Raw genomic sequence first — 13,228 nt, forward strand, 5'->3', positions numbered from 1 at the left:
CATCTATTCAACACAGCACTTCCAACGACTGTGGACCGATGCTGTTCCCCTCCTTGAGTGAGACAGTGATGATGGGAGGAAGACGTGATGTGATGTAATTGACTCAAAACGAGATTGCCTCTGTGCATTGAAAAGGCAAGTCTCAACTCCTGGACAACAGGCGTTCGGAACCGTTTTCGAGCATAATCGCAAGACTCCAAGCAGATGGACAACCCCACTATCTACATAATGTACAAAATGCACGAAACTCAAATAGTGGGGATAATTGATCGAATTCCCGTTTAGTCGTTCGCAGCCTGCTCGCTCAGCATCTCCACAACTTCCTGCACACGTTCCTCATCCGCTTCGATACCACGCTCTCGAAGGATTTGGAGGGCGACCTCGTCACCGTGGTCCGCAATCACCTGGAGACACGCATCTTGAAACTCTCTTCCCTCAAACTCGGGGACATCAAACATAGAGCATGCAGCAGTCACCGATGATCGCATTCGGGTGACACCATCCCACGTCGCCTCTCGGACATAGAACCCGTGCATATCAGTCTCGTCAAAGGAGAAGGCCGGCCCACCGGTAGATTCGTCCACATCCTCTTCATCCCGCTCAGGAGCGGACTCAGTTTCTGACTCTGTGTCCTCAGTCGCTATCTCCTCATCCGGTTGCGGTTCATCCTCAGTGTCAATACGTTCGTCATCGTCCGATTCTACCCCTTCCTCCGTTTGTTTGAGCTGTTCAGCGACGTCCCCAAAACGCTCGTCCTCATTAGGCATGGCTGTGTTCCTCCACGAGGTCCGCTAAGTGGTCGAAATTCGGGATTTGGTCGCAATCTCCGTCGAACTCCGAGACGGGCATTCCTTGCTTGAAAGCACGGGAAATCGCAGTCCGTTCGCGGATTCCGGGCTTTGGAATACTCTCGAGGGTCTGTTCAGAATCATCAAGAGCATCGAAGATCTCCGGCTCCACACGAGCGTACTCAGGGACGAACGAACCAAACTCCCGGTTGAGATTTTCAACGAGAGTCCGATGCTCGTTGTGTTGCCCCATTGTTTCACGAATCATATTCGGGGTAACTGCGAGGATATCCAATCCAATATTCTGCCGGATTGGGGAGATCTGGCGCTCAATCATCTTATTGAGCCCATTAATCGAGCCAGCACGCGGAATCAGGGGGACTATGACGCGCTGGACGGCGATAAGGGCGTTATCGGAGAGCTTCCCACGGCCGCCAGCAGCATCAATTATCACGTAGTCGTATCCGTTTTGGATGAGCGGATCGACGACGTTCCGCCGAAGCTTCACGTCTGCGAACCGTTCATCCTTCAGCCTTGTCTCGACGTTCTCGAGTTCGTTGCTCGATGGGAGAAGATGAACACCGAAATCCGTCTCAATAAGCAGGTCTTCGGGGTCCTCACCATCGATGAGGGCGTCACCGAGGTCAGCATCTCGGTCGTACGCATCGTCGTACCCAAGCTGGGTCGTCATATGCCCGTCCTTATCCAGATCCAGTAGGACTGTCTCATGGCCGCGAGCAGCGAGTCGATCAGCGATATTGAGCGCGATGGTGGATTTTCCCACACCTCCCTTGAGCAACGAGACAGTTGCTCCAGGAAGTCCCTCGAACTTGTCAGCACTCATAGGTCATCACCTCCGCAAGAAGTGAATTTTGTACATTTTGTAAATAATGTACATTGTTTAGATATTGAAGGTTGTGCGAGTTTCGTGGATGATGTGAGTTTTGCTCCGGTCATACGCGGTCAATGAAACTCGTCCAACTTAATTCTACGTCAGACAGATTTCGTACGCTACCTACACAATCTACATTATGTACATTTCGTAGATTGACAATACAATCCTCATCCATCACAATCTCCGCCAGCTCTACATAATTTGCATAATGTGTATTTTCTGTAGTCCCGACGTATTCATGCCGATTACCACCATCCACATCAAGCGCAAATTTCCTGAGCACGATCTACATTATCTACATTATTTAGATTGTGCAAATTGCTTATGATATCTACATAGTCTAGACATCTAATGGAGGCTCCTGAGTGGTGGTACCTGGTGAGGGCCACTATACCCAGACTGCTAGTAAGAATTTTAACTATTACCGGATTATTGGTAACCACCAAATGTACGAGGTGCTCGACGACACGGCGGCTCAGACCATTCTCGCCATCGAGAGTAGTGACTCCATTCGCCGTGTCGCCCAACACCTCCACACACCCTACGAGACAGTGAGGCAGGCCGTCAACCGACTGGAAGACGCAGGCTACGTTTCCTATGACAGCGGCCTCACTGTCGTCGACGAGCGCGTCCGCGACGCAGCCCGTGAGCTCGTCGCTGCCAGCGCCGCCGTCAGTCCACCCTCCATCGAGGAGACCTACGTCATCCCACAGTTCGGTGACTGGCCGTTCGCGTTCACGCGGATCGACGCCGTCTACGTGTGGACCCAAGGCGGCTACCAAGTCGGTCGCGAGCCCGACGATTATCCATTGTTCCTCGCTGTTCGTGAGCAGGACGTCGACGCCTGGGAGACGTTTTTCGAGTCATTCGACCCCCCTACCGCATTCGAACGACAGCCCCAAGACGAGTTGGACGGACCGCTGCAGATCGTCCTCGAGCCACGCGCTTCACTCGACATCGAGCACGTCGAAGGGTACCCGGTAATCCCGAGAGCAGAGACAATCGAGTATATGCGCGAGAACTACGCCCAGTTCCAGTCGGCGCTGGCAATGCTCGACCGGATGTACGAGGACCTCGACATCGGCGTCACATATCGAGAGACCGAACGGGCGCAGCCATGAGTTTCAACAACCGAAGTGACGCGCTCATCGAACTGCTCGAGGAGCTCACCCAAGAGGGCCATGAGTACGTCCTTGTCGGCGGTTACGCTGTCTCAGCGTTCAATACTCGCTTCTCAACGGACCTCGATATCGTCGTCGCGCCGGACTCCAAAGCTGACTTCGGTGAATTCCTCGAACGGCAGGGCTTCGAGGAAACGGACAGCCACGCAAAGGAGTGGTTCTACGACACCGAAGTGATCGAGTACGAGAAGCGGCTCACGCCGCAACAGCCGATCGGCTTCGATCCCTTGGTAAACGGTCTCGGGTGTCGCCAGACGGAGGCACAGTGGTCGTTCGGCTACCTGTACGACCACAGCCACCAACAGGAGGTAAGCGGGGGCACAGTGACGACGACGGCCAGAGTCATCGATGGGGCAGTTCTCGTCGCGGCAAAGCTCCACAACGGCCGTGAAACAGATCTTCGGGACGTCCTGGCAGTCGCAGAAGAAATCGACCTCGACGCTGTCACGCCCACCTACGGCGAGGGGACGACAATACGCTCCGGGAGCAACTCGAGCGGGGACTGGAAATCTTAGAGAGCGACGAACTCAAGCACGGATTTCGGAGCGACTTCGGGGCCTCAGCTGTCGCAGAAGAAACAGTCAGCGCTCTTCAGGGGTATCTGTCTGCGGAGATTGACCACATGGGCTGAGGAGGTCAGGGCTCCCCTGATCGGAAATAAAGATATGGTTCTTCGATACCCGGATGTGTGTTATGACTCGCACGGCTCAAACTTTGTCGTGTTCTCGTGTAGGTCTACTTTATTTATACCAGTACGGGTTTACACGGCTTTGCGAGAAGCACTACCTTCTCGACGTATTTTGAGAGCAATTGGCCCGTATAGAGGTTGATAGGATGGGTGTTTCTGTATTGTTAACTATTGGCAATGAGCTGTTTCGATTTTTTGAAATCTAGTATTTCTGAACATCCCGTTCAAACCGGAGCAGATCCCGGATAAATTATACGTTCTCGGAACTGACAAATTCTCACTAATAATCCACTACTTCCGAGTGGAAACTACTGTACAGTTATTTCCATCCAGTCCACGAATAAGCTATCTAGTGTTTGGTCGCTGGATCCACTCCGACTATTATCTTTTATTACTAAGTATATCTCACCATTAGTATCAAGGTATTGGCTTTCAGACGGCGAAAGTTGGAAATTTGTTGTAGTTTTAATTGAACTGTCTAGTGTGTAAGTCGTACTACTATCGATCTCTGCCCCATTCGAATCAACTACCACTACATCGAATGTTTCGCCGGGAGCCTGATAATTAATTGAGAGAGTATGGCTGCCGGCTGTAATATCTCGAAACACAAAACCATTTTCTAATCTATACCTTTTCCCACGATCTTGTGCAGATTCATCTAATCGGGCAGATTGCCCATCATTTTTTTCTTGCATGACTGAAAAATCAGTTAACGACCCCATGGGAGAGGCCGGGGGGATAGAATCATTTTGAGGTGAACCTCCGGCTGAATTATCATTGTACTCAGATACAAATGCCTGAGTTGAGCCACCATCAGTACCATCGCCACCATCAGTACCATCGCCACTAATACTTGCATCAGAATTCTGATTTGGATCTTCAGGTGCTTCCTGTATGCCAACTGTATCTACAGTCAGATTATTGACAGTCGTATTGAGCGTCAGGTTGTAGACATTCATGTTGTTGATGTCAGCACCTGTGTCCGTAACGCCGTCGTAGACATCGCTATCGGTCGGGAGATTCGTCTTAGCTTCCCAGTCGTCCTCGCTCAACCGAGTCGGTACAGTGACAGTGAGGTCACCTTCAGGAATTTTACCAGTGACATTCTCAGCTGGTCGAAGTTCAAGCGTAACTTGGCCGGTTCCACTTCGACGAAACTCGTTCTGGAGAGCTGTAATCTGTACCTCTCCGTTATCGACGAGGGCTTGATCTTCAATCACCGCGATTCCACCCCCATCGTCACGGGCATCAAGGTAGAGCACGGATGCGTCATACCACGTCGGAGAGCGATCAAGCTCGTTGTACCCTGGCTGATACTCAATAAATCGCGTTGGAATCGTTATCGTCCCTTCAGGTGTGCCACTATTGTTCGAGATCGTGATCGGATATGGATCCGTCGTTCGTATAGTTCCAGCTGGTGAAGGTGGATTTATTGTGAACGTGCGGGTCGAATAAGCAGTACCCAGCTGAACCGTCTGATACTGTGGCTGGTCAATACTACCAGCTTGTAGAATGCCCGCTCTGAGCTCAACAAGATCGTTACGGACTTCTCCGGAGTGTTGGAACTCTGTCTCCGCATTCTGCTGTGGAACGATTTCTACTTGGTACAGTGAGAGCGCAAGGATCAGAAACCCAAACAGAATAACGACCCCGATGACTGGCGCGACAGCACGATTGTCGTCTATTCTCAATTTATCAATTAACTGTCTACTCATTGTGGATTCACCTGAACACTTTGTGTATCTTCTACCGACGGCCAAATGGCTAGTCGAATATCTGCAGGGCTAGGAATGATATAGAGGAACCAGTACGCTATCATAAGATGATGGAGATAGTACGGGTCGGCGATTTTAATCTGTTGCCACATACCGGTTTGAATAGCGATGGCAGCAGCCACGCTGCCGACAAATAGAGGGGCAAGTGCAATCATCCGGAGTGTGGCTTTTGCCGGCAGTCTCTCAAAGTCAAGGCGAAGTCGGAACGGGACCCATGAGGTCTGTTCAATCGAAAGCGGGCAGGCAATCCGGGCGACTATTAGGTGTGTCAGTTCGTGGAGTCCTATCGCAAGAACTGGGAAACAGATAGCAAGAAAGATTACTTGAACTTCAGCCATACCAAGTCACTATTTGCTAAGCATTTAAACCTAATACTGAGATTTGACGTTCATGATAATCGGCTACAGTGCCATATTTCGAGCTTGCGGCCCCTATCTCGACATGTAGTTCGACCGTCCAAGATATGTGGTCACTAGGATGAGTAAGCCACCGCTGGGAGATAGTCGGGACCAGCACAAAGAACGCGAATAGGCTACAAGGTCTTCAGAGTACATATACGCCGGTCCGACGCCGCCCTGATCCGATTTGTACCTGTGTCTTTTCGTAGCCACTCTCATCGACCGGAAAGTAAACTTGGGAGGAGTGTGTCCACAAATTCATCCGATTGATTTAGTACTCCTATGTCCCCCGATTCTACCCAGCCAGGCCGGTTGCGAGAAGTGCTTGAGAACTTTGTGGACACCCTCGGCACTACCGTTTCCGACGCCCACCTAGTTGAACAGATTCTCGCAGGCGAGGAAACGCTCACGATCGACGCGCTAAGCAATCAGCCCGAAGAGTGGACTGAAGGGAATCTCATTTGGCCGTTGCTTGAGGCCGTCGGACTGAACCGTGAACCTGGCCGTCCCGCCAGCCAACGTTCGGCTGCTGGCACGACCCAACGGGAAGCCCCTGACTTCCGTCTGGTTGAGCGCGGTGGTGAGTTCGTTGTTATTGGAGAGAACAAGTCTCCAAATAAGATCGACCGAGCTGAACAGGAGCTCGTTGGCGACTATCTCTCAAACAAGGCCTGGCCCGACTACGGGATTGCTACTGATGGATTCGAGTGGGTGGTCTACCGTGCCGAGCACGGAGGTGACTTCCTTGAATTCAGTGAGGTAGAGCGTGTGAACCTCCGACCTGTCATCAACGCTGTCGCCCGTGACCTCGGGTACTTGGGGTCTGGCAGTGTAGATGAGGTCGATATTGAGGAGACGCTGGAGATGTTCGTCTCGGTGTTCAACCCAGAGGGTCTACACACGCTCCTAACCCAGACCGCTCCAAAGGAATTCCGCGACACCCGGACCGCGGACGTCGAGGAGTTCTACGAGCTATACATCGAACTGTTGTTCGGCGAAAGCGACGAACACGAGTACGACACATGCGTCCGTGATGACATCCAGGCCCCAGCGACAGCAACCGAGGAGGACCAGGACCTGTTTGCCGTCACATTGATGAATCGCCTGCTGTTCATCAAGTTCCTCGAAACGCGTGACGTCCTCCCAAACGGCTTCCTGCGGACATTGGTTCGAGACTACGAGGACAATGCCGAGTCCATCCCCGGAACGCTCTACGAGGCGTATATCAAGCCGCTGTTCTACGATCTGTTCAATACAGACGAAGGCGAGCGCCGTCCAAAACTCCGAACCGGCCGGTACGCAGATGTACCGTACCTGAACGGCGGGCTCTTCCGTGAGAACGTCCCGAACGAGTCGCAGTACAACCTCGTGGACCGGACACTTCCCACCGTCATCGAGGACCTCATCGAGGGGCACCGGTTGGAGATGAGCGGACAGAACTTCGATCCGGCGATCCTCGGGAGCGTGTTCGAGAAGACGATCAACCACATCGGCGGTGAAGAAGGACGCCAGAAAGAGATCGGCGCGTACTACACACCCAACGACGTGACACGCCACCTCTCCGAGCAGACGGTTGATCCGAAGGTGAAGGACCTCTTCGTCAAGGCGTTTGTTGAGCACTCTGACGACGATGCCGAGGAGTACGTCCGCACCCAGATTGAGCAGACAGACCTCAGTGAGGTCCTGCGGCACGTCGAAGACGGCGCAGCGATGTACGGTGCGAATCCGAGTGCGCTAGAGGACGTGCTGGACCGGCTCACAGACCTAACCATCCTAGACCCAGCCTGCGGCTCTGGGCACTTCCTGACGACAGCGATGGAAGAGCTCCACCAGGTACAGCTCTCGCTCCTCCGTGGGCTCAACGGCGGCGAAGAGCCTTCGCCCCAGGAGCGATACGACGCGAAGCAGGAGCTCGCACTCCACGCCATCTACGGCGTCGACGTAGACGACGTCGCCGTCGAGATCGCAAAGCTTCGCATCTGGCTGAAGATCATCGAGGGCAACAGTTGGAACGAAAAGTTCGGACGGCTCCCCAACATCGATGTGAATATCGTCGCCGGAAACTCCCTCGTTGGCTTCCCGGTCAGAGGGGATGTACAGACACAGTTCGGAGCTATTGACGAGCGGCTCCCAACGCTCGCAAAAAAGCGGCGTGCCTACAAGTTCGAGAACAAGGGCACGCGCCAAGAGGTGATGGAACTTGAACAGCGGATTCGCAGCGACCGTGATGAGAAGTTCCTCCGAAACCTAACTCACACGTTTGAGTCGGAGGTAACTGGCGCTGAGGAGTTCGATGCCCTCGTTGCGTCGATCCCGGACGGCGAGTTCCACCCGACCGTACAGTCCGTGAAGGCTCAGCGGTGGGATGAGGACGGCGACACGATCGCACTCTCTGAAGAAGACAAAGAACTGCTTGCTGATGCCGGGTTCGAGTGGCAAGAGTGGCGGGACACGAACAAGAGTGCGACACTCGACGTCGGGGAGCGCATCCAAGAAGCCGGTGGCGCACGTGGCGAGCTCGCAGAACACCAAAACATCGCCGACGATCTCCGCCGACTCCTCGACTCCGGGTTCGTCTTCGACGTCGTCGAGCGGCAGCCGACACGGTACGATCTCGAGCATATCACGGGAAAGCCGTTGCACTGGGACATCGAGTTCCCCGAGGTCCTGCCACTCGAGGAAGCCAACGGAATGCATCCCGAGATTGAGTTTGATATCGTCATCGGCAACCCGCCCTATGGCGACATCCTCAATCAAAATGAGGAGATGTTCACCGCGCCGTACCTCACTAGCTCAGTGAACGATGTCTCGGCGCCGTTCGTCGAACGCCAGCTACAACTGACGGCCGACCAGGGCTACTTCGGCAACGTCACGACCCTCCGGTTAATCTATCAGTCATCGCTTGAGGAGTTCCACGATCTGCTCCGTTCCACGCTTGACCCCGCACGTGTGGCCTGTTTCGGGATGTGGGGACGGGTCGGTGTCTTCGAGAACGCACTAGTCCGTGTTGCGCTCCTTTCGGGACAGAAGAACACAGATACGACGGGGGGCATCCACACGAGCGACTTCACCGTGTTCAACCGAGATAACAGACAGCACCGCTTCGAAACTCTCGAATACAGTCCAGTGGATGGGCTGATCCTTAGAGACCGTATCGGTGGCAAGGGTTCTGACGGGCCACTCCTCCCCAAGATCGGAGGAGAAACGAAACATCAGCTGCTAACAACGCTGAAGGAGCAGTCCAATACAATCTTCGATGACAAGTATACCCGAGATCAGCCTGACTGTGATGCCTATTCAGTATGGCGGACCCGAGGGGTCGGCTACTGGATGAACCCCATGCTGGGAAAGCTATACGATGCAACCGATGTAGACCCAGTCTACTTTGACTCGGAATTAGAACAAAAGACAGCGTTCTTAGTGCTGAACTCCTCGCTGTACTACGTCTATTGGATGACGTACGGGAATCAGCATCACCACAATTGGACGCAGCTCTCAGCGTTCCCCTGGCCCGATGAGTCCGTGGTTGAGGAGTACGAAGACGAGATTGTCGAACTCGCAGACACGCTCTGGTCGCGGATGAAGAACGGATTCAGTGGATCGAGTTTCCGGATGACGGCACTCCGGCCGATCGTCGACGACGTCGATGTTCTCACGGGTGAGTTATACAATCTGACGGATAAACAGGTTGCGTACACACAGAACTATCTCACTGACCTCGGTGAGGGAAGTGCTCGAGCAGGGAGTGGCGATGAAGATCTCACCTATAGCCCGATTGTTGCTGAAACAGATTAGCTACGCAGCTGCTTCTTAAATTCGCGATCATCTGGACTACGCTATTTGCCAAACCTAGTTCGCAATATTTTGCTGTTTCATCCGATCTGTAAAAAGGTCTTAGCCGAGACGGTGTCCCGGCCATTCCTGTGTTTTCTGACCAGTTTACGTTTACACGGCTAACAGTACCTCGTTAAGCCAACCGAGGACATCGCACACGTATGCTGTCCAGAAGACCCAGTCTCCCGCACAGTAGCTTCCAAACATAGGATGAGGCGGGGGCCCGCTAAAGCGCCCCCAAGACAACGAAGAGGAGTGCGAGAAGACACCCAATCTTCACTGCCACCTCAATAGTAGTTGTCCGATTCGATGCGAACTCGCCTGTACTCGTTCGTGGCTGACCAAGAATAAGATCGGCTGCTCCTGCCGTCACGTACAGAGCTCCAAGCGCGGCCGCCACGAAGACCAGTGTTTCTATCATGGTTTGCGTTGTTTCGGTCTTGTGTCTGTGTTGTGTCTCGGACTCGAAGTGGCGGCCGTACGGTGGGCTGTGACAACCGGTAATCTTAGAACCGGTCGGTCTAATGCCCACATACGGACTCGTCCATAGAGTCCGTTCTCTCCCACGGGGCGGGTCAGTCTCGATATCCTCGCCAAAGGTGACGACTGATCTGCCCCGGTATACCAGAACTGACTGACCAGCTGCGTGGCCGTCAGTGCAATTCTACCGTTTCGTGCGTGGTTTTCACAACAACCCCCGGCATATTAACTTCTATTACCGGTCCGAACCAAATTCGGCGCAGACCGGACTGATGAATTTTGTATTCAGCCGAATTCCACCCAGACCCAATTCAAGGACGTGAGTGGGATGGACCAGAAAGACTCCTCTGAACCGGCTGAAAAGATCTCTGACGAAGAGCTGCGCGCTCGGGTTGCTGCTGTCCTCGAAGCGAGCGACGCACCGTTCGTGACGACGAGTGAAGTCGCAAATGTGGTTGATGAACTGAAATCGGATCAGCTTCGGAACAGGCTAAAGAAACTCGCCAACGAAGAGGGTACAATCGCCTATACAAATTCTCGGGGGCTAGTCTTTTGGACACCCAATGATGCTGGAGAGGTTAGTGGGAAAGTAGATACAATCATAAAATCAAGCGAACCAAACTGGGATGATATCAGCGCTGATCAGGTACCACCGGCTCTCGCAGACAAAATAATCCAACACCGGCAGGATCAGAGGCAGAACACACAGTTTGGCCCGTTCTCTGATGCGACATCGCAGGTTGGAATCTACTCTTTCCTATTTGCAGTTATCATATCATTCATCGCATCTAGCAACTTTGGCGAATCAATTCCCTATGATACTCAGAATCTCGTCGCGATACTGTTAGCTGTAAGCCTGCTCTCCTTCTCTGCTCATGCGTCGGTTGTAATATACCGTAAAGCAAAAACATGGGCTGAGAATCACAAAGATTTGGTAGGGTGGCTCAGTAGTTAGCACTCATTAGTCTTGATTGTTCTATTTTGAACTCTGGTGAGATGTTGCTCGTGATTATTGCGCTAATTCCTCCCACTCGGTAGCACGACAAACCCGCAACGGGCGTTTTTCGGTTTCGTTCACACGAGGTCCGATATCAAATCCTTATGTAACATATAGATAACACCGGGAAGCAAGAGTTACATAAGGAATTACGACGGTGTTGAGCAGCTACTATAGCCACCGATTTCGGCGGGTGATCAGCTGTCTTGCTCTTTATCAATACCTCTAGAACACTCGTCACAGCCAACATCAACCGTGGCAGCTCTGTTGAAATCCTCAGATGCTGATAGTTTGGAGAGGCTATGCTGAATACAGAGCGCGAATCGGTCAGGAACAGACGTGAGTACGGCAGATAGATACAAGAAATGAGACCGCTAAAATTTATCTTGTCTGGGAGTCGTGTAGTTGTCAGATGGACAATCGAGTTCTTGGAATCCTTGCCTGTGGTGGTCTTCTGATAGCCTTGAATACATCCCTTTCAGGCACAATAGCCACAGTATCCATACAGTCGTTGGTACTTGTACTTGGTGGGCTACTGTCCATCATCGGCGGAGTCCTCCTCCTTCGAGGGCTATTCAAATCACAGGAGGCCGCGAATTGAATCGCACCTCGATAAACGTGTGCTGAGCCCACTCTCTGTATCGGTCATGTTGTTTCTGCCAGATGTCTGGGGGCCATTCAGACGGTGCTGAATACAGAGCGCGGGCATAGTACGAACCGAGGCCGATCTTCGTGAGAGAGTGATCGGTCAGTACAGATTGCCGGACAAACACACTGGGCCCATTCTAAGGTAGCCGCATGCTTTATTAAATCATTTCTCTGAAATATAGAACACTCAATAAGTCAGGTATCCATCAGGATTTATCAAGCTAGATTATTAAATAGTCTCATGGAAGTTTTAGATGCGCTTGAAGGAGAAATGAGTATGAAACAAATGGGGATCATTATGATTCTCTACATGGCGGGTACAGCGGCTTTTGGGGTGCTGGTTGTTATTGTGATACACGGCCTTGGATGGCAGTGGCTATAGAGAAGTTGCATAAGGCGTTGACGGATAATTATTAAATCGAAATACAGGATCTGCGTTACCCTGTATTGAATCCATGACAGTCGATAGTCGGGCGCGTTCTATTAGTTGATTCAGGATTCAAATACAGAATATAATGGGGTCGCGGTGCTGGCCACATACTCTGGGCGTTGTTTAGACGCCAACGTTCAGCGGTCTACCACCTCGATTGCGCGTTCGATGTTTCGCACCGCTGATTTCATGACAAGTTCGCGGAATTGACCGAACCATGTTCTCGCCCACAGCGTCTCACCGTATCGCTGTCGAAATCCGAAAAACACGGATTCAGCGTTCGAACGCTGGTTATACTCCCGATTGTGAATGAGTAATTTTCTCGCCCATCCTCGGAATCCGGGGCCGCGTTGCGGAATCAGTGGTGTGATACTTTCAGCCCGCAACCTCGTCCGGAGTGCTTCCCAATCGTATCCTTTATCCGCCGCCACAGCCGTTAGATCGTCGAGGTTCCGCACTAACACCTGCAAACCAACTTGGGTATCGTGCGGTTGTTTCATCGAGCAGTGTATATCGATGATCGCGCTCGTTTCACAATCGATGAGTAGCGTGGTTTTGACCGCCTCAAACGTGTAATCTGTTCGTTTCGCGTAGTGCTGACTAGCTTGAACGCGATCCACGCCGGTTGCGTCGATTGCTTGGACATCTCCGAGTTGATACAGTTCGACCGACGCGTTGAGGATCGCTCGCCACCGCTTCATCGGGATCGCTTGCTTGCGCGCACAGACGGTCGAAAAGTGTGGCAGCGTCTCGACCGTCAAACCAAGTGAGTCTGCTACTCTCGGCATCTCTCGGAGAACATCCATTAATTTCCGGTAATCGTGTTCAAGATACTCTTTGAACCCCTGAACGGCGAGAATTACCCAGTCGGCATACCTCTCTTTTCCGGGTCGGTATGCGGAAGCTGGCTCACCAGCGACGGCTTTTTGAGCAAGCGTTACAACCGTCTCTGCGAAGCGGGCGGTCTTGGTTTGCACACCCAATCCGTCCCGCTTCAGTTCCTAGAAAATGTGGTACTTCTGCGGAGAGACGAGTACGGCAATCCGAGTGACACAGCTCTCAGACTGATCGGAATCAACCGTCTAAACAAGGCCCATACTCAGTACTTCACAAA

Annotated in this window: 9 protein-coding genes and 1 pseudogene; 5 read left to right on the plus strand and 5 right to left on the minus strand. The window is 52.4% G+C overall.

The window, feature by feature from the left end:
• Positions 1 to 281: 281 nt before the first annotated feature.
• Together DJ69_RS11225 and DJ69_RS11230 are read right to left on the minus strand one after the other, a co-directional pair.
• Positions 282 to 767, minus strand: coding sequence for a hypothetical protein (locus DJ69_RS11225; RefSeq protein ID WP_099255689.1), 486 nt, complete (start codon positions 765 to 767; stop codon positions 282 to 284).
• Positions 760 to 1,632: a ParA family protein gene (locus DJ69_RS11230; protein ID WP_099255690.1), complete on the minus strand. Its 873-nt coding sequence runs from the start codon at positions 1,630 to 1,632 to the stop codon at positions 760 to 762. The genes DJ69_RS11225 and DJ69_RS11230 overlap by 8 nt, the downstream gene beginning before the upstream one ends.
• A gap of 497 nt (positions 1,633 to 2,129) precedes the next feature.
• Here DJ69_RS11230 and DJ69_RS11235 point away from each other — a divergent pair, with 497 nt between their 5' ends.
• A complete protein-coding gene (locus DJ69_RS11235; protein WP_099255691.1) occupies positions 2,130 to 2,804 on the plus strand; it encodes a helix-turn-helix domain-containing protein in 675 nt (224 codons plus the stop codon).
• A pseudogene (locus tag DJ69_RS11240) lies at positions 2,801 to 3,495 on the plus strand (hypothetical protein). The gene DJ69_RS11235 and the pseudogene DJ69_RS11240 overlap by 4 nt, the downstream one beginning before the upstream one ends.
• 365 nt (positions 3,496 to 3,860) lie before the next feature.
• Here DJ69_RS11240 and DJ69_RS17900 read toward each other — a convergent pair.
• A complete protein-coding gene (locus DJ69_RS17900; protein ID WP_144050428.1) occupies positions 3,861 to 5,267 on the minus strand; it encodes a hypothetical protein in 1,407 nt (468 codons plus the stop codon).
• Positions 5,264 to 5,665: a hypothetical protein gene (locus DJ69_RS17905; protein ID WP_144050429.1), complete on the minus strand. Its 402-nt coding sequence runs from the start codon at positions 5,663 to 5,665 to the stop codon at positions 5,264 to 5,266. Before DJ69_RS17905 ends, DJ69_RS17900 begins: the two co-directional genes overlap by 4 nt.
• A gap of 396 nt (positions 5,666 to 6,061) precedes the next feature.
• On the opposite strand from DJ69_RS17905, the gene DJ69_RS11245 reads away from it, so the two are divergent.
• The 3 genes from DJ69_RS11245 to DJ69_RS18425 all read left to right on the plus strand — a co-directional run bounded on the left by DJ69_RS11245 (position 6,062) and on the right by DJ69_RS18425 (position 12,066).
• Positions 6,062 to 9,520, plus strand: a complete 3,459-nt coding sequence (locus tag DJ69_RS11245; protein WP_144050430.1) for an Eco57I restriction-modification methylase domain-containing protein — start codon at positions 6,062 to 6,064, stop codon at positions 9,518 to 9,520.
• Between the two features lie 847 nt (positions 9,521 to 10,367).
• On the plus strand, positions 10,368 to 10,994 hold the full coding sequence (locus DJ69_RS17910; protein ID WP_144050431.1) for a hypothetical protein: 627 nt from the start codon (positions 10,368 to 10,370) through the stop codon (positions 10,992 to 10,994).
• Positions 10,995 to 11,925: 931 nt separating this feature from the next.
• A complete protein-coding gene (locus DJ69_RS18425) occupies positions 11,926 to 12,066 on the plus strand; it encodes a hypothetical protein (RefSeq protein WP_180271799.1) in 141 nt (46 codons plus the stop codon).
• 185 nt (positions 12,067 to 12,251) lie between these two features.
• On the opposite strand, the gene DJ69_RS11250 is transcribed toward DJ69_RS18425, so the two are convergent.
• Positions 12,252 to 13,091 (minus strand): IS5 family transposase, encoded by an 840-nt coding sequence (locus DJ69_RS11250; protein WP_180271800.1) that lies wholly within the window; start codon positions 13,089 to 13,091, stop codon positions 12,252 to 12,254.
• Between the last annotated feature and the right edge of the window lie 137 nt (positions 13,092 to 13,228).

Origin of the sequence: Halorubrum persicum (assembly GCF_002727125.1) — an archaeon.
GTDB lineage: Archaea > Halobacteriota > Halobacteria > Halobacteriales > Haloferacaceae > Halorubrum > Halorubrum persicum.

Bases quoted from the DNA above. Each gene is read 5' to 3' on its own strand.
- DJ69_RS17900 (WP_144050428.1), bottom strand. From the start codon at position 5,267: ATGAGTAGACAGTTAATTGATAAATTGAGAATAGACGACAATCGTGCT.
- DJ69_RS17905 (WP_144050429.1), bottom strand. From the start codon at position 5,665: ATGGCTGAAGTTCAAGTAATCTTTCTTGCTATCTGTTTCCCAGTTCTT.
- DJ69_RS11230 (WP_099255690.1), bottom strand. From the start codon at position 1,632: ATGAGTGCTGACAAGTTCGAGGGACTTCCTGGAGCAACTGTCTCGTTG.
- DJ69_RS11235 (WP_099255691.1), top strand. From the start codon at position 2,130: ATGTACGAGGTGCTCGACGACACGGCGGCTCAGACCATTCTCGCCATC.
- DJ69_RS11225 (WP_099255689.1), bottom strand. From the start codon at position 767: ATGCCTAATGAGGACGAGCGTTTTGGGGACGTCGCTGAACAGCTCAAA.
- DJ69_RS17910 (WP_144050431.1), top strand. From the start codon at position 10,368: ATGGACCAGAAAGACTCCTCTGAACCGGCTGAAAAGATCTCTGACGAA.
- DJ69_RS18425 (WP_180271799.1), top strand. From the start codon at position 11,926: ATGGAAGTTTTAGATGCGCTTGAAGGAGAAATGAGTATGAAACAAATG.